Origin of the sequence: Kitasatospora sp. NPDC048407 (assembly GCF_043200475.1) — a bacterium.
Taxonomy (GTDB): domain Bacteria; phylum Actinomycetota; class Actinomycetes; order Streptomycetales; family Streptomycetaceae; genus Kitasatospora.
On record NZ_JBICXW010000002.1, the window covers coordinates 514,196 to 530,919 of the forward strand.

The 16,724-nt window shown below is 72.4% G+C and carries 20 protein-coding genes and 1 pseudogene; 8 read left to right on the forward strand and 13 right to left on the reverse strand.

The window, feature by feature from the left end:
- Nucleotides 1-155 precede the first annotated feature (155 nt).
- From ACGFWJ_RS07750 to ACGFWJ_RS07765, 4 genes are read right to left on the reverse strand one after another with little or no spacing between them, the layout of a single operon-like run.
- Nucleotides 156-848 carry an MFS transporter gene (locus ACGFWJ_RS07750; RefSeq protein ID WP_392946333.1) on the reverse strand — a complete coding sequence of 231 codons (693 nt, stop codon included), beginning with the start codon at nt 846-848 and terminating at the stop codon, nt 156-158.
- The gene (locus tag ACGFWJ_RS07755; RefSeq protein ID WP_392946335.1) at nt 793-1,128 is read right to left on the reverse strand and encodes an MFS transporter; all 336 of its coding nucleotides are present in this window, start codon (nt 1,126-1,128) and stop codon (nt 793-795) included. Before ACGFWJ_RS07755 ends, ACGFWJ_RS07750 begins: the two co-directional genes overlap by 56 nt.
- The gene (locus tag ACGFWJ_RS07760) at nt 1,125-1,586 is read right to left on the reverse strand and encodes an SRPBCC domain-containing protein (RefSeq protein WP_392946338.1); all 462 of its coding nucleotides are present in this window, start codon (nt 1,584-1,586) and stop codon (nt 1,125-1,127) included. Before ACGFWJ_RS07760 ends, ACGFWJ_RS07755 begins: the two co-directional genes overlap by 4 nt.
- Nucleotides 1,583-1,936, reverse strand: a complete 354-nt coding sequence (locus ACGFWJ_RS07765; protein WP_392946513.1) for an ArsR/SmtB family transcription factor — start codon at nt 1,934-1,936, stop codon at nt 1,583-1,585. Before ACGFWJ_RS07765 ends, ACGFWJ_RS07760 begins: the two co-directional genes overlap by 4 nt.
- A gap of 261 nt (nt 1,937-2,197) precedes the next feature.
- Between ACGFWJ_RS07765 and ACGFWJ_RS07770 the strand changes: the two are divergent.
- Nucleotides 2,198-2,404, forward strand: a pseudogene (locus tag ACGFWJ_RS07770) (GNAT family N-acetyltransferase); the annotation flags it as partial.
- Between the two features lie 244 nt (nt 2,405-2,648).
- On the forward strand, nt 2,649-2,987 hold the full coding sequence (locus ACGFWJ_RS07775; protein WP_392946341.1) for a hypothetical protein: 339 nt from the start codon (nt 2,649-2,651) through the stop codon (nt 2,985-2,987).
- On the opposite strand, the gene ACGFWJ_RS07780 is transcribed toward ACGFWJ_RS07775, so the two are convergent.
- On the reverse strand, nt 2,962-5,262 hold the full coding sequence (locus tag ACGFWJ_RS07780) for an FdhF/YdeP family oxidoreductase (RefSeq protein WP_392946344.1): 2,301 nt from the start codon (nt 5,260-5,262) through the stop codon (nt 2,962-2,964). The genes ACGFWJ_RS07775 and ACGFWJ_RS07780 overlap by 26 nt on opposite strands.
- 262 nt (nt 5,263-5,524) lie before the next feature.
- Between ACGFWJ_RS07780 and ACGFWJ_RS07785 the strand changes: the two genes are divergently transcribed.
- On the forward strand, nt 5,525-6,253 hold the full coding sequence (locus ACGFWJ_RS07785) for a class I SAM-dependent methyltransferase (RefSeq protein ID WP_392946347.1): 729 nt from the start codon (nt 5,525-5,527) through the stop codon (nt 6,251-6,253).
- Nucleotides 6,254-6,285: 32 nt separating this feature from the next.
- Here ACGFWJ_RS07785 and ACGFWJ_RS07790 read toward each other — a convergent pair whose 3' ends face one another.
- The 3 genes from ACGFWJ_RS07790 to ACGFWJ_RS07800 all read right to left on the reverse strand — a co-directional run bounded on the left by ACGFWJ_RS07790 (nt 6,286) and on the right by ACGFWJ_RS07800 (nt 8,264).
- Nucleotides 6,286-7,032 carry a phosphotransferase family protein gene (locus ACGFWJ_RS07790; RefSeq protein WP_392946349.1) on the reverse strand — a complete coding sequence of 249 codons (747 nt, stop codon included), beginning with the start codon at nt 7,030-7,032 and terminating at the stop codon, nt 6,286-6,288.
- A gap of 137 nt (nt 7,033-7,169) precedes the next feature.
- Nucleotides 7,170-7,730 carry a GNAT family N-acetyltransferase gene (locus ACGFWJ_RS07795; protein WP_392946351.1) on the reverse strand — a complete coding sequence of 187 codons (561 nt, stop codon included), beginning with the start codon at nt 7,728-7,730 and terminating at the stop codon, nt 7,170-7,172.
- A gap of 132 nt (nt 7,731-7,862) precedes the next feature.
- A complete protein-coding gene (locus tag ACGFWJ_RS07800) occupies nt 7,863-8,264 on the reverse strand; it encodes a hypothetical protein (RefSeq protein ID WP_392946352.1) in 402 nt (133 codons plus the stop codon).
- A gap of 207 nt (nt 8,265-8,471) precedes the next feature.
- Between ACGFWJ_RS07800 and ACGFWJ_RS07805 the strand changes: the two genes are divergently transcribed.
- Nucleotides 8,472-9,896, forward strand: a complete 1,425-nt coding sequence (locus ACGFWJ_RS07805; RefSeq protein WP_392946355.1) for an FAD-binding oxidoreductase — start codon at nt 8,472-8,474, stop codon at nt 9,894-9,896.
- 8 nt (nt 9,897-9,904) lie between these two features.
- On the opposite strand, the gene ACGFWJ_RS07810 is transcribed toward ACGFWJ_RS07805, so the two are convergent.
- A complete protein-coding gene (locus ACGFWJ_RS07810; RefSeq protein ID WP_392946357.1) occupies nt 9,905-10,501 on the reverse strand; it encodes a hypothetical protein in 597 nt (198 codons plus the stop codon).
- A gap of 168 nt (nt 10,502-10,669) precedes the next feature.
- Here ACGFWJ_RS07810 and ACGFWJ_RS07815 point away from each other — a divergent pair, with 168 nt between their 5' ends.
- The gene (locus ACGFWJ_RS07815; RefSeq protein ID WP_392946360.1) at nt 10,670-11,302 is read left to right on the forward strand and encodes an AAA family ATPase; all 633 of its coding nucleotides are present in this window, start codon (nt 10,670-10,672) and stop codon (nt 11,300-11,302) included.
- 139 nt (nt 11,303-11,441) lie between these two features.
- On the opposite strand, the gene ACGFWJ_RS07820 is transcribed toward ACGFWJ_RS07815, so the two are convergent.
- Together ACGFWJ_RS07820 and ACGFWJ_RS07825 are read right to left on the reverse strand one after the other, a co-directional pair.
- A complete protein-coding gene (locus ACGFWJ_RS07820) occupies nt 11,442-12,059 on the reverse strand; it encodes a hypothetical protein (protein WP_392946362.1) in 618 nt (205 codons plus the stop codon).
- A gap of 102 nt (nt 12,060-12,161) precedes the next feature.
- Nucleotides 12,162-12,698 (reverse strand): CGNR zinc finger domain-containing protein, encoded by a 537-nt coding sequence (locus tag ACGFWJ_RS07825; RefSeq protein ID WP_392946365.1) that lies wholly within the window; start codon nt 12,696-12,698, stop codon nt 12,162-12,164.
- A 26-nt stretch (nt 12,699-12,724) separates the two neighbouring features.
- Between ACGFWJ_RS07825 and ACGFWJ_RS07830 the strand changes: the two genes are divergently transcribed.
- The 3 genes from ACGFWJ_RS07830 to ACGFWJ_RS07840 all read left to right on the forward strand — a co-directional run bounded on the left by ACGFWJ_RS07830 (nt 12,725) and on the right by ACGFWJ_RS07840 (nt 14,864).
- Nucleotides 12,725-14,002 (forward strand): MFS transporter, encoded by a 1,278-nt coding sequence (locus ACGFWJ_RS07830; RefSeq protein ID WP_392946367.1) that lies wholly within the window; start codon nt 12,725-12,727, stop codon nt 14,000-14,002.
- 33 nt (nt 14,003-14,035) lie between these two features.
- Entirely contained in the window at nt 14,036-14,557 is a 522-nt protein-coding gene (locus tag ACGFWJ_RS07835) for a DUF1877 domain-containing protein (protein WP_392946370.1), read from the forward strand.
- 94 nt (nt 14,558-14,651) lie between these two features.
- Nucleotides 14,652-14,864, forward strand: coding sequence for a hypothetical protein (locus ACGFWJ_RS07840; RefSeq protein ID WP_392946373.1), 213 nt, complete (start codon nt 14,652-14,654; stop codon nt 14,862-14,864).
- 362 nt (nt 14,865-15,226) lie between these two features.
- Here the strand turns inward: ACGFWJ_RS07840 and ACGFWJ_RS07845 are convergent, their stop codons facing one another.
- Both ACGFWJ_RS07845 and ACGFWJ_RS07850 read right to left on the reverse strand, forming a co-directional pair.
- Nucleotides 15,227-15,460 (reverse strand): ferredoxin, encoded by a 234-nt coding sequence (locus ACGFWJ_RS07845; protein WP_387649540.1) that lies wholly within the window; start codon nt 15,458-15,460, stop codon nt 15,227-15,229.
- Complete coding sequence (locus ACGFWJ_RS07850; protein ID WP_392946377.1) at nt 15,457-16,668, reverse strand: cytochrome P450; 1,212 nt, start codon at nt 16,666-16,668, stop codon at nt 15,457-15,459. Before ACGFWJ_RS07850 ends, ACGFWJ_RS07845 begins: the two co-directional genes overlap by 4 nt.
- Between the last annotated feature and the right edge of the window lie 56 nt (nt 16,669-16,724).

The window sequence follows — 16,724 nt, forward strand, 5'->3', positions numbered from 1 at the left end:
GAACAGGAGCAGTGCGGCCGCGAGCAGGCCGGGAGAGCTGTCGGCGGGTGTGCGGGTGAGGAGCAGGCAGGCGACACCGAGCAGGGCGGTGCCGAGGGCGAAGGAGGTGTCGGCGAGGGCGGTGGCGACGCCCGGGGCGGGGCCGGTGGCGCTGGTCAGTGCGGCAATCTGAGCGCAGACCGTGGCGGCGCCCGTGCCCGCGCCGAACAGGAGCAGTGCGGCCGCGAGCAGACCGGGGGAGCTGTCGGCGGGTGTGCGGGTGAGGAGCAGACAGGCGGCACTGAGCAGGGCGGTGCCGGCGGCAGCCGCCCGTCGTGGGCCGAGGCGGGGCAGGATCCCGGCTCAGCAGGGCGCCTGCGGCCGCCGTCACGGTCATCACCGCTGTCATCAGCCCGAATTGGGCCGCCGATCGGCCGAGTACCCGCTGCGAGCAGGCCGGGGGAGCTGTCGGCGGGTGTGCGGGTGAGGAGCAGGCAGGCGGCACCGAGCAGGGCGGTGCCGGCGGCGGCCACCCGCCGTGGGCCGAGGCGGGGCAGGATCCGCCGGCTCAGCAGGGCGCCTGCGGCCGCCGTCACGGTCATCACCGCTGTCATCAGCCCGAATTGGGCCGCCGATCGGCCGAGTGCCTGCTGCAGGTAGGCGGTGAGGGTGACGAGCATGCCGTCGACGGTCATGCCGGCGAGGAGCAGGAGGAGGTTGCCGCCGATCAGCCCGCGTGAGCGCAGGGAGCGCAGGACCGCAGGGGGACGAGTGGGGACGGCGATCGGCGTTCGATCCGGACGAAGAGGCCGATCAGCGCACCCGGGAGACGACCAGGGCCTGGACGGACGGGGCGAGCCCGCACGCAAGCGAGGCCAGGACCCGCAGCGCTATTGCGGCGAGGAACATCCGCCGACGGCCCAGCAGATCCGCCGTGCGGCCGCACAGCGGCAGTAGTCCGCCGAAGGCCAGGGCCTGGACCGTCACGGTCCACTGGACGGCGGGGCCGCGCAGGCCGAGGTGGTGCCCGGTTGCGGGCAGGGCGGTGAGCAGGCTGGTGCCGTCGAGGACGGTCAGGGAGAGCGCCGCGCCCAGCGGCATCAGCACCCGCCAACGGCCTTGCTGGGCACGGACGTTCGTGGTTGTCACCGTTGCGCGGTGCTGCGCAGGACTTCGGCGGCGAGGGCGTCGAGCCAGGTGCCGGTGCCCTGTTCGCGCCAGCTCGGCTGCTCGTGGCCGTCGAGGAAGGTGCCCTGTTCGGTGAGCAGCAGACGGGTGCCGCCGTCCTCGGGGTGGAACTGGACCGTCGTCAGGGAGACCGTCGCGAGCGTCCCGTTCTCGGAGAGGGCGGAGGTGTAGACGATGCGCTCGTCCTGGACGATGTCGCGGTACCAGGACTCGAAGGTCAGCGCCGCTCCGGTGTCGGAGCGGCCGCGGTTGACCTCGCGGCCGCCGACGCGGAAGTCGAGTGCGTGCTCGGCGTCCGGGCCGGCGAACCAGCGGGCCTTGGCCTCCGGGGCGGCCCAGGCGGCGAACACCGCCGCCGGCGGGGCCGGGTAGAGACGTTCGAGGGTGAACGTGGCGTGGGTGACCAGGCGGTCGGTCATGGTGTGCTCCCTTGATTTGGGCTGTCGCGCTGTGCGGACAGGTGGTCGCCGAGGCGGTCGAGACGGTGTTCCCAAACGGTGCGCTGCGCCGTGATCCAGCCCTCGGCCGCACGCAGCACGGCCGGCTCCAGGCGGCAGGTACGCACCCGCCCGACCTTCTCGGACCGGACCAGCCCGCACGCCTCCAGCACCTGGAGATGCTGCATCACTGCCGGCAACGACATGGCAAGCGGCCGCGCCAACTCGCTGACGGAGGCGGGCCCGCGGACCAGCCGCTCGACGACGGCGCGGCGGGTGGTGTCCGCGAGTGCCTGGAACACCCGGTCCAACGAACCAGAATGGTTAAGCATGTACTTCACTATTCTCCGCAGGGAGCGATTGGTCAAGTACTTGCTTAACCATTCGGGCGGCGTGCACTTCCTCGCCCGAGGGGTTGGGCGGCGCGGCGCGCGTGGCGGGTTCGGGCGTTGGCGCTCCACTTTCGGAACGGTGGGGGTGGGCTCTTGGGTAAAGCCCTTGTCCCGTAGGCCGATTGCTGGTCCTACGGCACACCCGTCGAACGGGCCCGGTCCGTTCTCAAGGCCCACTGGCGGTCCCAGGCGGACTGGACGCCCGAGGACTGGAGGCTGCCCCTGGTGGTCTTCGACGGCGGCCGGCCGGTCGGCGTCCAGGCGCTTAACGCCACGGACTTCGCGATCCGCCGCGAGGTCCTGTCCGGCTCCTGGCTGGGCATCGAGCACCATGGCCGCGGTCTGGGCACCGAGGCCCGGATCGCCATGCTGCACTTCGCCTTCGACGGCCTGGCCGCCGAGTCGGCGATCTCCGGCTCGTTCACCGACAACGCCGCCTCCGTCGCGATCTCCCGCAAGCTCGGCTACCTCGAACGCGACAACCGCCGCGGCGAACTCGCCCTCACCCAGCGCTTCCGCCTGGACCACGCCGACTGGCAGCCCACCCGCCGCTCCGACATCGAGCTGACCGGCCTCGCCCGCTGCGCCGAACTCTTTCGGAGTCAAAGGGGGAGACTGAGGAACTGCCCGTCCCGGCAAGAAGTTTGGAGGAATGACAGCCGGGACGGACGACGGAGCGGTGATGCTGCCCTACCTGATCACGCTGGCGGTGCTGGCCGGCGTACTGACCCTGCTCGGCCTGGCCGGGCAGGCGCTGCGGCGGCACCGCGGAGCCGCCGCAGCGGTCGGCGGAATGCTGGCCGCGTACGAGGAGGCGGTGCGCGGCACCTCGTACGCGGCGCACGCCGAACTGCTCGCCGAGGCCGACCGGAAGGCGCCCGTCGAGGTGCCCGGCGGCCGGTTCGAGGGCCGGGCGCTGCTCTCGGACCGCGCGGCCCGCCCCGCGCGGGGGCGGTGGAGGACCGTCAGGGCCTGGTGGCAGCGGGGCTGATCACCACGTTGAGGTGCTTCATGATCGGCTGATCGCTCTGGCTGCTGTAGTCGCCCAGCGCGCACAGCACGTTCATCTCCGGCATGTACCCGGCCGCGCAGCCGCGCGGCAGGTCGTACGGGACGGCCAGGTAGCCGTGCAGCGAACGGGTCGAACCGTCGCGCGCGGTGGCCGTGATGTCGACCGGGTCGAGCTCGGCGAGCCGGCGTTCGCGCATGTCCTGACGGTTCATGAAGACCAGCGTGCGCAGGTTCTTGACGCCCCGGTAGCGGTCGTTGTCCGAGTAGATGGTGGTGTTCCACTGGTCGTGCGAACGCATGGTGCCCAGCACCAGCGTCCCCGGCTTCGGCAGCACGTCCGGCAGCGGCGCCGTGGAGAACTCCGCCTTCCCCGACGGGGTGAGGAACACCAGTTCACGGGCCGGCTGCTTGATGCGGAAACCCAGCGGCAACCGCACCCGACGGTTGAAGTCCTCGAAACCGTCCAGCACCTTCGCCATGGTGTCGCGGATCCGGTCGTAGTCCTCCACGTACCACTCCCACGGCGTCGCACTGTCCGGCAGCGCTGCCCGCGCGATACCCGCGATGATGGCCGGCTCGGACAGCAACTGCGCCGACGCCGGGCGCTTCCGCATGCCCACCGACAGGTGCACCATGCTCATCGAGTCCTCCACCGAGGTGGCCTGCACCCCGCCGCGCTGCCGGTCCTGCTCGGTGCGGCCCAGACACGGCAGGATCAGCGCCCGCCGCCCGTGCACCAGATGGCTGCGGTTCAGCTTCGTCGCCACCTGCACCGTCAACTCGCACTTGCGTAGCGCCCGGTGGGTGAACTCGGTGTCCGGCGCGGCCATCGCGAAGTTGCCGCCCATCCCGACGAACACCGTCACCTCGCCGCGCGCCATCGCCCCGATCACCCCCACCGTGTCCAGCCCGTGCTCGCGCGGCGGCTCGAACCCGCACACCTTCCCCAACCGGTCCAGGAACGCGGGCGCCGGACGGTGGTCGATCCCGCAGGTCCGGTTGCCCTGCACATTCGAATGCCCGCGCACCGGCGACGGACCCGCCCCCTCCCGGCCCAGATTCCCGCGCAGCAGCAGCACATTGACGATCTCCCGGACGGTGTCCACCCCGTGCTCGTGCTGCGTCACCCCCAGACACCAGGAGAAGATCGACCGGTCCGCCTCCCGGTACACCCGCGCCGCCTCCAGCAACTGCGCCCGGCTCAGCCCGCTCTGCCGCTCCAGCTCCTCCCACGGCGTGCGCTCGCACAACTCCCGGTACGCGGCGAACCCCGTGGTGTGCCGCTCGACGAACTCCTCGTCCAGCGCCCGCGGATCGTGCCCCGCCTGCTCCAGCAGCGCCTTAGCGATCGCCCGCAGCAGCGCGAAGTCCCCGCCGATCCGCACCTGCAGGTTGAGCGTGCTGGTCGCCGTCGCCCGCAGCAGCGCCATGTCCAGGAACTCGTGCGGCACGATGGTCCGGGTCGCCGCCGCCTCCACCAGCGGATTGACGTGCACCACCCGCGCGCCCCGCCGGTGCGCGTCCGCCAGCGCGGTCAGCATCCGCGGCGCGTTCGACGCCGCGTTCACGCCGAGGATGAACAGCGCGTCCGCCACCTCCCAGTCCTTCAGGTCGGCCGTTCCCTTCCCGGTGCCGAGCGAGGCCGTCAACGCCCGGCCGGATGCCTCGTGACACATGTTCGAACAGTCCGGCAGATTGTTGGTGCCCAGCTCACGGGCCAGCAACTGGTACAGGAACGTCGCCTCGTTGCCGAGGCGCCCCGAGGTGTAGAACGCCGCCCGATTCGGATCGTCCAGCCCGCGCAGCACCCCGCCGACCAGTTCGAAAGCCTGCTGCCAGGAGATCGGCAGGTACCTGTCCGTCTCCGCGTCGTACACCATCGGCTCGGTCAGCCGGCCCTGGTCCTCCAACGCGAAATCGCTCCACCCCGACAGCTCGGCCACGGTGTGCGCCGCGAAGAACTCCCGCCCCACCCGCTTGCCCGTCATCTCCCAGGTGACGTGCTTGATGCCGTTCTCGCAGATGTCCAGATGCAGGCCCTTGTAGTCGTCCGGCCACGCACACCCCGGGCAGTCGAACCCGCCGTTCTCGTGATTCATCCGCAGCACCGCCCGCGGCCCGTCCACCCACTCACCCGTCCGCGCCAGCACCCGCGCCACCGACTTCGCCGCGCCCCACCCCGCGGCGGGGTGGCGGTACGGCTTCACCTCCGGCTCCTGCTGCTCCTTCGGCTGCGGCTCCTCGGTTGCGGTCACGGCGGCACTCCCATCTCTGCGGCTGGCAACGACCTTCCGGATCCTGCCGCCGCCACCGCTTCGGCCGGCACCGCCCACGCCCACCCGCCGCGGCGAACCACACGGGCGGACGTGGGGCTCACCGGCCGGCCGTCACCAGCCCGCCGGCGGCTGGACCAGCTCCGGGCCGCCGCGGTGCCAGGTCGGGAGGTAGTCCTCCGGCGGGTGTTTGGGATTGCCGGAACGCCCGTACTGCCGACCGAATCTGAGTACGCTCGCGAGCATGTCCTCCGCCGCGCTGTCCTTCGGTGTCGCTGCCCGCCTGTACGACTCGATCCGGCCCACCTACCCCGTCCGGGCCGTCGCCCGGGCCGTCGGTGCCGAGCCGGTGCGCGTCCTGGACCTGGGGGCCGGTACCGGGCTGCTGGCCGGTGTGTTGCGTGCGGCCGGTCACGAGGTGATCGCGGTCGAGCCCGACGAGCAGATGCGTGCCGTGGCCGCCGAACGCCTCCCGGGCACGCGGGTGCTCGCCGGCAGCGCCGAGGACATTCCGTTGCCGGACGAGTCCGTCGACGCGGTCGTGGTCGGGCAGGCGTACCACTGGTTCACTCCGCAGGACGCCCTGCCGCAGATTCACCGGGTGCTGCGCAAGGGCGGCGTCTTCGCCCCGATGTGGAACATCCGTGACGACCGGACGCCGTGGGTGGCCGCGCTCTCCGGCATCGTCGGCAACGAGGGATACGGCCTGGAAGGTGCCTGGCAGTACGGGCCGGTGACGCCGTGGTTCACCGAACCCGAACGCGGCCTGATCGAGCACACCGTGACCGTCCCGACGGACCGACTGGTCGACCTGGTGCGGTCCCGCTCCTCGTACCTGACCGCCGACGCCGCCCAACAGGCCCGCCTGGACCGGGAGATCGGCGAGTTGGCCGCCACCGACCCGGCGCTGGCCGGCCGCGACAGTGTCGAGATGCCCTACCGGACCTGCGTCTACCGGATGCGACGGACCTGATTCCCGGCCGGAGCCCTGGGGGCCGGGCGGACTCACATCCGGGATCTCAGCACGTCGACCTCGCAGCCCGGCGCGAAGGGGTCGAAGCCGTGCTCGGCCAGCCAGCGGACCACCAGCAGGCTTCGCAGCGACCACCACGCGTGGATCACGTCGCGGTCGACGTCGGTGCCATAGCCGGCGATGACGTCGGCGAGGTGTTCCTCGTGTCCGAGGGTGAAGGTGGCGAGGTCGTACAGGGCATCGCCCGAGCCGGCCTCGGACCAGTCGATGATGCCCGTGACCTCGTCACCGTCGAGGAAGACGTGCGCGACTTGCAGGTCGCCGTGGGTGAAAGCCGGGGTCCATGGGCGGAGTGCGGCCTCGGCGACCTGGCGGTTGCGGGTGACCAGGTCGGCGGGCAGGAAGCCGTTCGCCACGAGCAGCTCGCACTCGGCGTCAAGTTCCGCCGCCAGCACGGCGATGCTCCGCCCGGCCCGCCCGAGTCGGGACGGCAGCGGTGCGTCATGCAGCTTCCGGATGGCAGCGCCCGCCGCGGCCCACGCCGCCGGCGATCCGGTCGACGGCCCGCCGAGGCGGCCGAGCGTCGTCCCCGGGAGAGCGGCCATCGCGAGCACGGGCGGTTGGTACCACAGGACTTCCGGGGTCGGGACCGGCGCGAGAGACATCGTCTCGACCTCGGCACCGAGGCGCGCGCCGTCGGCGTCCACCTTCAGGAACACGTCGCCGACGCGCAGAGTCGCACGCTCGGAATGGGCGACGACGACTTCGACTTCATCCATGGGCGCCCAGTATCCCGGCGACGGCCGCCGGCGTCGCCGGGTTTGTCACGTGCGGCGATGCGGCCGTGCCCGGAGGTTCTCACGTCCCGCCGACAGGCAGGCAGGACCTGGCGACGAGCTCCCGGCTGCCGGTGCCGTCAGCGGGCCCGGGCCCGGGGGCGGAAGGCCGGGTAGCCGAGGATGACGAGCTGTTCGGCCGGGTTGAGCGCGTACGGAACGCGGAGGCCCGTCGGTTCGAAGCCCAGGCGGGCGTAGAAGGACTGGGCGCGGGCGTTGGACTCGTGGACTCCCAGGGTCAGTCGGGTGACGTCGATGTGGTTCTCGGCGAAGGCTGTGGCGGCCGCCACGAGGGCCGCGGCCGGGCCTTCCGGGCCGCGGTGGGCCGGGGTGACATAGACGCCGTGGACGTGGGCCGTTTCCGGGACGTCCGGGAGCGGGGCGGCGCCCGCCATGCCGATGAAGGCACCCGAGGGCGCGGACGGGTCGAGGGCGACGAACAGGGCGGCGGAAGGGGAGGTCGCCGCCTCCGTCGCCAGCGCCTGCCAGTCCGCGTCGGGGAGGGCCGCGGTCGCGGCGTGGGTGACGCTGAACGCCGTTGGCGAGTCCTCGAGGGCCTCCAGGCGCAGCGCGCGGAGCGAGGGCCAATCCTCCGGGGTGATACGGCGGACGAGGTGGCGGGCGGGTGTCGGCGAACTCATGGGGCGATCTTCCCGCACCGGGTGTTCTCCTCCGGCGGCGGGGCGGTTCGACCACGAGGAGCACGAGGAGCACGAGAAGGACGAGAAGCACGAGAAGGACGAACTCGCGGCCCGTAGGCTCGTTCCGTGGTGTCAGCGGAGGGCGGGCGAGAGGTCGAGGCGTTCCATTCGGGTCAGGCACCGGTCGATCTCGGTGGCCAATTTCGCGGCGGTCGTGGGGAATTCCTCGGGGCCGGTGGACAGCAGCTCGGTGACGTTGCCCTCGTCGTCCTCGACGGTGACCGACGCCAGCATGTCGGTGCCGGTGGTGGCGAAGCTGACGGCCAGTTGGGCGATCAGCGTCAGGCCGCCGGCCAGTTCGAGCGTCTGGCCGTCGAGGTAGCAGGCTTCGTCCGGGAGGTCCGAGTACTGCCAGGCCGGGCCCAGCGGTTCCCGTCCACGTGCCGTGCCGGCTTCCGCCCAGGTGCGGGCCAGCCTCTTCAGCCGGAAATGGGCGTCGCGGAGGGCAACTGCCGTGTGCCCGACGTCGTTCATCTGGTTCGCTCCTGCCGGTGGACGATGATCAGGGGCTCAGCGTAGAGCGAGCCCCTGACGGCCACGTCGCCGCAGGTCACCGGGCCGGTGCGGGCGAGCAAGTGGCGCTCGGGAAGGGCCTGTTGCAGCAGGAGTGCTCACCCGTCCCGGAAGTGCGCACCTGGCCATCAGGGGTGCTGGGGCCGCACAATCGGCAGGATGAAGCCGATGCCGAGCACGACCTCGACCGACTGGTACGGACTGGCCCGCGATCTCGACGGCACTCTGGTGCGGCCGGGGGACGAGGCGTACGGGGTGGCCCGGTTGCCGTACAACTCGCGGTTCGACGTTCATCCGCAGGCGGTGGTGTTCGCGCAGGGGGTCGAGGATGTGCGGCAGACGATCGCCTTCGCCCGCCGGTACGGGCTGCCGCTGGCGGCGCGCGCGGGCATGCACTGCTACGGGGGGTGGTCCACCAGCCCGGGCGTCACGCTCGACCTGAGCCGGATGAACGCGGTCACCACCGAGGGGTCTGCCGCCGACGGGACGGCCACGGTCGGCGCCGGGGCGCTGCTGATCGACGTGTACGACGCGCTGCTCGCCGAGAACCGGAGCATACCGGCGGGCAGTTGCCCGAGCGTCGGCATCGCGGGGCTGACGCTCGGCGGGGGGATCGGAATCGTCTGCCGCGCCTACGGGTTGACCTGCGACCGGCTGGTCTCCGCCCAGGTGGTGACCGCCGACGGCCGGGTCAGGGAGTGTTCGGCGGAGCGCGAGCCGGAGCTGTTCTGGGCGTTGCGCGGCGGAGGAGGCGGCAACTTCGGGGTCGTCACGGAGTTCACGTTCCGCACGCACCCCACGACCGAGGTCACCCGGGTCGGCCTGCGCTGGAGTTGGCGCGACGCGGCCCGGATCGTGGACGCCTGGCAGCGCTGGGCGCCGGGCCAGGCGGACGAGGTCTGGTCCTTCCTGCGGCTGTCCGTCGAGGAGACGGGCGAGTGCGTGGTGGAGTCGGGGATCTACGTCCTCGGCGAAGGGCCCGACGTGGCAGAGCAGTTGGTCGCCGCCGTCGGCATCCAGCCGCTCGAGCTGAGCAACGAGGTCCTCTCCTACCAGGAGATGATCATGTCGACGACGGGGATCCCGGGCAGCGTGACCCAACTCCGCCTGACCGGGCAGACACCGGACGCCGTGATCGACCGGCCACCGTTCGTCGCGACGTCCAACTTCTTCCCGGTCCTGCTGCCGCCCGCCGGCATCGACGCACTGGTCACCGCGGTCGAACGCCGTGCGGCGGACGGCGGTCCGGCCTACGTGCTGCTGGACAGCCTGCAGGGGGCCGTCGGACGGGTGGCTCCCGCCGACACCGCGTTCGTCCACCGCGACGCTCTCTTCTCGGCGCAGTACCACAGCGTCTTCGAGCCCGGCGCGCCGGCCGCCGCCCTGGACGCGGCAGCCCGCTGGCAGCAGGACCTGCGCCGCGCCATGCGCCCATGGGCCGGCGACCGCGCGTACGTCAACTACGCCGACCCGTACCTCGAGGACTTCGGGCACGCGTACTACGGGGCCAATCTCGCGCGGCTGGTCGCCGTCAAGGCCGCGTACGACCCGGACGGGTTCTTCGACTTCCCGCAGGCCGTCTGGCGGGGGTAGCTACGGCTTCAAGCGGTGGCCCGGACCGACCGGGCCACCGACTCGGCGGCCCCGCGGACCTCGGCTGCGTGGGCCGCGGGCGACTGGGCGGTGACGACCAGCCCGAGCGTGTCGGTGAGGGCGACCAGGTGGTGCCACTGACGCGACGCGGTGCCCTCGTGCTGATAGGCGAGCTCGACGGCCTCGAACGCGGCCTCGGTGCGGTGATCGACGAGAGTCTGACCAGGGGCGACGAACTGGGTGAGCGGCGGGATCCGATCGAGGCTGCGCGGGCCCTGGAGGTAGATCAGGGCGTCGGCCGGTCCGAAGAGGCAGAACGGCATGGAGGTGTCGCCGGCGGGCGGGGAGTCGATCGAGAAGCCTTCCGGCCACTCGACCGAGAACGGCGAGGTCTCGATCCGCCAGAGGTGCTCGTCGGGACCGGCGAGCACCTCGACGACCTCGGTCACCGACCGGGCGTTCGCCAACTCGATCGTCGGCTGCGCCGCAGGGCCGGTCACGACAGCGGTGTGGGCGGTCTGCCCTTCCCAGCGGGTCACCCGTACCGTGCCCGGCGCGTGGTCCGGACGCTCGAAGGTGTAGGGCCAGATCGGTGTCAGCGTCATGCCGAAACCGGTCAGCCGAGCGAAGACGTGGCCTATGTGCCCCTCCGAGGTGCAGAAAGTCCTCGTGATCGCAGGAGGCGGGGATCGGCCGGGCGGCGGGGACGGGCGAGCAGCCGTGTCATTGTGGTGACGGCAATCGCTGCCGGGTGGCAACGGGAGGAATCGGTCGTGCTGCTGTGGATCAACGGGCCGTTCGGGGGCGGGAAGACGCAGACCGCGCACAACCTGGCCCGCCGGCTGCCGGGAGCCGTCGTCTGCGACCCCGAACACCTCGGCTTCGGCCTGCACCGGATGCTGCCCCCGGCGCTGCGCGGCGACTTCCAGGACCTGGCCGCGTGGCGCACCGGGACCGTCGAGATGCTCGACCTCGCCGCGCGCCGTCACCCCGGCCCGCTGATCGTGCCGATGACCGTCACCGATCCGGAGTACTTCGCCGAGACCGTCGGCCGCCTGCGCGAACTCGGCCACGACGTAAGGCACTTCACCCTGCTCGCCGACCGCGCCACCGTGCTGCGCCGCCTCGCCGAACGCGAACCCGTGCACCACCTGCGGCGCCTCGCCCGGCTGCCCGCCCCGCCGCACGGGCAGAGCTTCGCCGTCCGCCGCCTCGACGACTGCCTCCACCGGCTCGTCGACCCCGCCTTCGCCACGCACCTGCGCACCGACCGGCTGACCGTCACCCAGGTCGCGGACCGCATCGCCGAACTCGCCGGGCTGCGCCCCGCCCCGGACACCGACACGGCGGTCCGGGCGACGCTGCGCCGGGCCGGCGTCAAGATCCGGCATCTGCGGGCCGGTTGAGAGGGCGCTGTTGAACTGCCGGTCGGGTGGCAGTAGTTCGCGCCGGTGTCGGCGGACGGGCGCGTCGCGGTTGACGCAACGGGGGCAGTGGCGTTGGTGGCCGGTGCAGGTCGTGAAGGCCGTCTCATGATCGCGGGTTTCACTGCCAACCCAGCTGCTTCGACCAGTCACCCCGGAAGCGATAGCCGCGGCCGTCACCGACCTCCTTCATTCCGCCGGGGACAACGTCCCCGTGGTCTGGATACTGCTCCGTCACCGCCGCCAGCAGGAACTCCAGGAAGCCGCCCTCGAACAGGTCCCATTCCCGCATCGAGTTGAACCCGGCAGCGACCGGCCACCGGTCCGGGTCCGGCCCCCGCATCAACCAGAAGAAGTGGTCGGCGTTCCCGTTGTTACCCCAGTTCAGAAGCCCGCCCTCGGCCGGGAACATCGGATACGGGCACTCGTCGTAGTCCCCGTCCAGGTAGGCCTGGCCCAGGGAGCCGCAGTACCCGTAGGAATCCGTCGTGAGGTAGAGGAATCCCTCGAAGCCGAGCGGCTGCGCGATCTCGAGGCCGGGCGCTGCCGATGGCGTGTAGATGTGCAGCTCGTCGCTGATGCTGACCCTCCCGTACCGGTCGGCGAACGCCCGGTAGTCCGCAGGCAGTTGGAAACCGAGCACCTCGGGCCCAAGCTCCCACGGCACCGGAACCACTCCGCCCGCAGGCGGCGGCCCGATCAGCGTGCCGAGCCGGTCCAGCATTTCCTCGATGTCCACGTCCACTCCCGTCAGCCGCTCGTTCCCGCCGGAGGCTATCCGCCAGCGGGGACACCGGAGGCGGGAGGCCGCACTTCTGACTGGCCGCAGAAGCAGCGGCGCTCAGGAGGGCGTTGAGGCGGTCGCGGTGCGCGCGCGGTGGCGGCGGACGGCGTCGCGGTTGGCGCAGCGGGGGGAGCAGTAGCGCTGGCGGCCGGTGCGGGAGGTGTCGGCGAAGGCCGTTGCGCATTCGGGGACCTCGCAGCGGCGGAGCCGGTGCATGCCGCGGCCGGCCAGGTGCAGGGCGGTGCCGACTGCGAAGAGGGTGAACAGGAGGGCGCCGAGCGGCTGTTCGGCGTCCCGGTAGTGCAGGTGCCAGCCGGTGTCGGCGTGGGAGGTCAGGCGAGGGTAGGCGGCGGCCTCGGCCAGCATGCGGTTGAGCAGGTCGGCGCGCTCCTGCTCCCCGCCGGCGTCGACGACCTTCTCCCAGGCGTCGAGTGCGGCCAGGGCGCGGCCGAGGTCGTCCGGTGCCACCGGGCGTTCCGGGGCGAGGCCGGCGGCGCGGCAGCGGTCCGCCAGTTCGTCCGCGCTCCCGGGGCGGCGGTTGGCCAGATCCGCGGCCAGGTTCACCGCGTCCTCGCCGTAAGGGTTGAGTTGCACAAGGGCATTACAACAGGGTGGGCGGCATGACACAACAGACCGCCGCACGTGCCGGATCCGCGCGCCGCAACCCGTTGCCCTATCGCTGGGTCGTGCTGGGCATCGCGACGTTCACCCAGGCCGCGTCCGGCTTCTTCGTGGGCGGGATCGGGGCGCTCGGAGTTCAGCTTCAGGGCGCACTGGACCTGAGTACGGCGCAGCTGGGCCTGCTGGTCTCGGCGGCCCAACTCGCGCCGCTGGTCGGCCTGTTGGTGGCAGGTGTGTTGCTGGACCGGTACGGCGAGCGGTGGGTGGTGGGGATCGGCGCCGGCGTGGTCGGGCTGGCGCTCGGGCTGGGGAGCCTGGCGTCCGGGTACCCGGCGCTGCTGGGCGCGCTGCTGGTGGTCGGTGCGGGGTACAGCACCGTCCAACCGGGCGGGAGCAAGTCGGTGGCGTCCTGGTTCGACGCGTCGCAGCGCGGCTTCGCCATGGGCGTTCGGCAGGCCGGGCTGCCGCTCGGGGCGGCGCTCGCCTCGGCCGTACTCCCGGTGGTGGCAAGGGAGTTCGGGTGGCGGGCGACCCTGGTGACGGGGTGCGGGGTCGCGCTGATCGGGGCCGGTCTCTTCATGGGCTGCTACCGGAGGCCGCCCGGGCCGGCCGGGCCGGTGGAACCGTCGCTCCCGCTGGCGGCGCAGCTGCGTGCGCGGTTGGGCATGCTGCGTGAACCGGCGATGGTGAAGATCATGCTGGCGGGGACCAGCCTGGTCTCGGTCCAGTGCGGGGTGGGCGTGCTGACAGTGCTGCACCTCCACCGGGAGGCGTCGCTCGGCGCCGGGCAGGCCGCCCTGGTGCTGGTGGCCGTGCAGGGCGCGGGAGTGGTGGGACGGGTCTGCCTGGCCGCGTGGAGCGACCGCAGCAGGTTCGGTCGGCATGCCGTGGTGCTGGTCTGCATGGTCGCCGTGGTCGTCGGGCTCGCTCTGCTGATGACGCCGGTCGGGGGTGCTCCGGTGGTCGCGTCCGGCGTCTTCGTCTGGCTCGGCTTCTTCGGCTTCGGCTGGTACGGCCCGTGGGTCGCCCACGTCACCGAGACGGCCCCGCCCGGCCGGACCGGCTTCGCCCTGGGCCTGGCCATGTCCGTCAACCAGCTCGCCATCATCACGGTGCCGCCCGTCCTCGGCCTGCTGGTCGACCTCACCGGCAGCTTCACCCCGGCCTGGGTGCTGCTGGCGCTGCTGACCGTCGCCGCTCTGTCCGTCACGGTCGGCGCGGAACTCCGCAGCCGGCGGCACGAATCGGGTAGCCCGCGCGTCCCCCGCCTCGGCTGAAACCCGCTGGACAGCGGCCGGACACTTGGCGTCATGGCCGTTACCCAGCAGCTCGCCCGGATCACCCCGGACTACTTGGAGCGCTGCCGCCGGCACGCCGCACTCCACGACGGAGATCCGGACTGGGACCCGCCCGCCGGGGACCACCTCGACCTCGACTGGTCCCCGGTCGCGCTCCGGGCCGTCTGCGAACGTGCGGGCCTGGAGAGTGCGGGCCTGGAGAGGACGCAGGTGGACGCACTGCGCCGCGCGCTCGACGGCTCCGCGGCGGTCGACCTGGGTGTCCTGAACACCTGGCCGTACCCGATCGCCTTCGTGGGCCCGGCCACCGCACTCACACCCGCCGAAGTCGCCGGAGTCGCCGCCGAGTTGGCCGAGATCGACTTCCCCGCCCTGCTCGACCGGCTCCCGTCCGGCCCCACCCTGGCCCCACTGCTCGGCTTCGACCTCGACGGCGACCCGGCGCGCTACCTGCTGCGCCACTTCCACGCCTTGCAGGCGTTCTACGTGGGCGCGGCCCGGCGCGGGCTGATGACCGTCCTCTGGTGGGACTGACCCAGCGCCTTCGCTCGCCCGGCCAGCTGGTCCAGGAAGTCGCGCAGACAGTCGGCCTCGGCATGCCGCGCAGACGGTCAGCCTCCGGCGTGCTGTGCAGACAGTCGGCATCCAGCGCGAACCCGGCGTCGCGGGAGGCGGCGAGCGAGCGCAGCACCCGGCCGTCGGTGGTGAGGGCGAAGAGCAGGCCGCCGCCGTCGCTGGCGAAGACCAGCGGGTGCGGGCCGTGGGCGGCGACCAGGTCGGGCGGGCGGACGAAGAAGCCGTGGTCGACGTCCGGGAGGCGGCGGCGGCGATCTCGCGGTAGAGCGCGGCGAGGTCGGCGGGCAGCGGGCCGAGAGCCTCGGCGGCGGCGCGAGTGGCGGGCGTGGCCGGGTGTGCCGCGTTGACGCCCGGTGGGCAGCCGAAACGGTCCTCGAAACCGGCCGTCAGGTCGGCGAGTGCCGCGTTCGTGCGGGCCTGCCAGGCGGCGATCGCGTCGGAGGTGAGTGGGGCGACCATGCTGCGCACCGTACCGGGCTCGAGGGACAGGCCCTCGGGAGAGACCTGGTGCGTGATCAGGGGCGGCGAGCTCGCGCGGCCGATTCGGAGGGTCTGCTCGTGCACAGGACGGCGGTGGCGCGCCACCGGCCCCGAAGGGAGACATTCTCGGGGCCGGTGGCAGCCGAACTACCAGACGGGGGCGAGGAGTTCGCCGGTGGTGGCGTGGTGGACGGCGATGGCCTCGACGGGGCACATCTCGGCGGCTTCGGTGAGGTCGGGGGACGGGGTGGCCGTGGGGTGGAGGGGGGTGGCGCGGCCGTTGGGGGCGAGGGTGAGGGCGTCGGGGGCGGTGCGGGCGCAGAGGCCGCTGCCGATGCAGCGGGACTGGTCGACCGTCACGACGACGGGGTCGGTGCTCACCAGGTCACCTCCAGGCGCAGCGGGCTGCGGGTGAGCAGGCCGGTGCGCCATGCGATGTCCTCGACGGGGGCGGCGAGGCGGAGTTCGGGCAGGACGCGGGCCAGGTGGTGGAGGCCGAGTTCGAGTTCCATCCGGGCCAGCCAGGCGCCGAGGCAGTGGTGCGGGCCGGCGCCGAAGGTCAGCGACGGGGTGCCGAGCGGCGTGAACAGGTCGGTGGGGCCGGGCGGGTAGACGTCCGGGTCGAGGTTGGCGGCGCCGGCGTCGCAGGCGATGATCGCGCCCTCGGGAATGACCACGCCGCCGATCTCCACGTCGGTGACGGCCCGGCGGAGCAGTCCGGGTGCGGAGGTGCGGTCGCCGAGCGGGACGGTGCGCAGGATTTGCTCGGTGGCGGCGGTCGCCGCCGACAGGTCCTGGCCGATCTTCCGCCAGGCGTCGGCGTGTTGGGGGTCGAGCAGGTAGACCAGGGCGTTGCCGAAGCTGGTCATGGTGGTCTCGTGTCCGGCGATCACCAGGCCGATGGTGAGCGAGGTCAGCTGTTCCTCGGTCACGCCGCCGGTCTGGTCGGCGGCCTGCACCAGCGAGCTCACCAGGTCCTCGCCGGGGTTCTTGCGGCGGGCCACCACCAGCTGGTATCCGAACTCGCTGAACTCCCGGATGGCGGTGCGGATTTCGTCCGCCGTGTACGCCGTGGTGGACAGTGCGTGGTCGCTCCAGTGGCCGAGCCGGTCGATGTCCAGGCCGTCGAGTTCCATCAGCCGGCTGATCACCCGGACGGGCAGCGGCTTGGTGAGCGCCGCGACCACGTCCGCGGGCGAGCCCGAGGCGACCAGGTCGTCCACCAACTCCCGTACCACGCCGTCCACCCAGGGCCGCCAGCGTTCGATCGCCCGTGGCGTGAAAGCGCGCTGCACGGTGCGGCGGATCAGCTGGTGGTCGGGGCCGTCGCTGTTCAGCATCGACGCCGGGTCGTCCAGGATGTTCGGCGTGGGCGTCAGCGGCGGCGCGTCCGGCGCGTACAGCGTGGCCCGGCCGAAGCCGGGGTTGGCGAGCGCCTGCCGGACGTCCGCGTGCCGGGTCAGCACCCACACCGGGGTGCCGGTCGGCAGCGCCGCCAGCCTCGGCGGGCCGGGCTCGGCGCGCAGCAGGCAGTGCAGGGGCACCAGCGGCTGCGCGTCGGGGGCCTCGGGGTGCGCGGCGGTGGTCATCCGTCCTCCTGGCGAGAGATCGCAGACTGCCGACCGGCAGCCACCCCGACCGTATG

What these genes read in the sequence shown, in the direction of transcription:
- ACGFWJ_RS07765 (WP_392946513.1), bottom strand. Translation starts at nt 1,936, where the DNA reads ATGCTTAACCATTCTGGTTCGTTGGACCGGGTGTTCCAGGCACTCGCG.
- ACGFWJ_RS07760 (WP_392946338.1), bottom strand. Translation starts at nt 1,586, where the DNA reads ATGACCGACCGCCTGGTCACCCACGCCACGTTCACCCTCGAACGTCTC.
- ACGFWJ_RS07790 (WP_392946349.1), bottom strand. Translation starts at nt 7,032, where the DNA reads ATGGATGAAGTCGAAGTCGTCGTCGCCCATTCCGAGCGTGCGACTCTG.
- ACGFWJ_RS07795 (WP_392946351.1), bottom strand. Translation starts at nt 7,730, where the DNA reads ATGAGTTCGCCGACACCCGCCCGCCACCTCGTCCGCCGTATCACCCCG.
- ACGFWJ_RS07785 (WP_392946347.1), top strand. Translation starts at nt 5,525, where the DNA reads ATGTCCTCCGCCGCGCTGTCCTTCGGTGTCGCTGCCCGCCTGTACGAC.
- ACGFWJ_RS07800 (WP_392946352.1), bottom strand. Translation starts at nt 8,264, where the DNA reads ATGAACGACGTCGGGCACACGGCAGTTGCCCTCCGCGACGCCCATTTC.
- ACGFWJ_RS07775 (WP_392946341.1), top strand. Translation starts at nt 2,649, where the DNA reads ATGACAGCCGGGACGGACGACGGAGCGGTGATGCTGCCCTACCTGATC.
- ACGFWJ_RS07835 (WP_392946370.1), top strand. Translation starts at nt 14,036, where the DNA reads ATGGCCGTTACCCAGCAGCTCGCCCGGATCACCCCGGACTACTTGGAG.
- ACGFWJ_RS07805 (WP_392946355.1), top strand. Translation starts at nt 8,472, where the DNA reads ATGCCGAGCACGACCTCGACCGACTGGTACGGACTGGCCCGCGATCTC.
- ACGFWJ_RS07830 (WP_392946367.1), top strand. Translation starts at nt 12,725, where the DNA reads ATGACACAACAGACCGCCGCACGTGCCGGATCCGCGCGCCGCAACCCG.
- ACGFWJ_RS07850 (WP_392946377.1), bottom strand. Translation starts at nt 16,668, where the DNA reads ATGACCACCGCCGCGCACCCCGAGGCCCCCGACGCGCAGCCGCTGGTG.
- ACGFWJ_RS07810 (WP_392946357.1), bottom strand. Translation starts at nt 10,501, where the DNA reads ATGACGCTGACACCGATCTGGCCCTACACCTTCGAGCGTCCGGACCAC.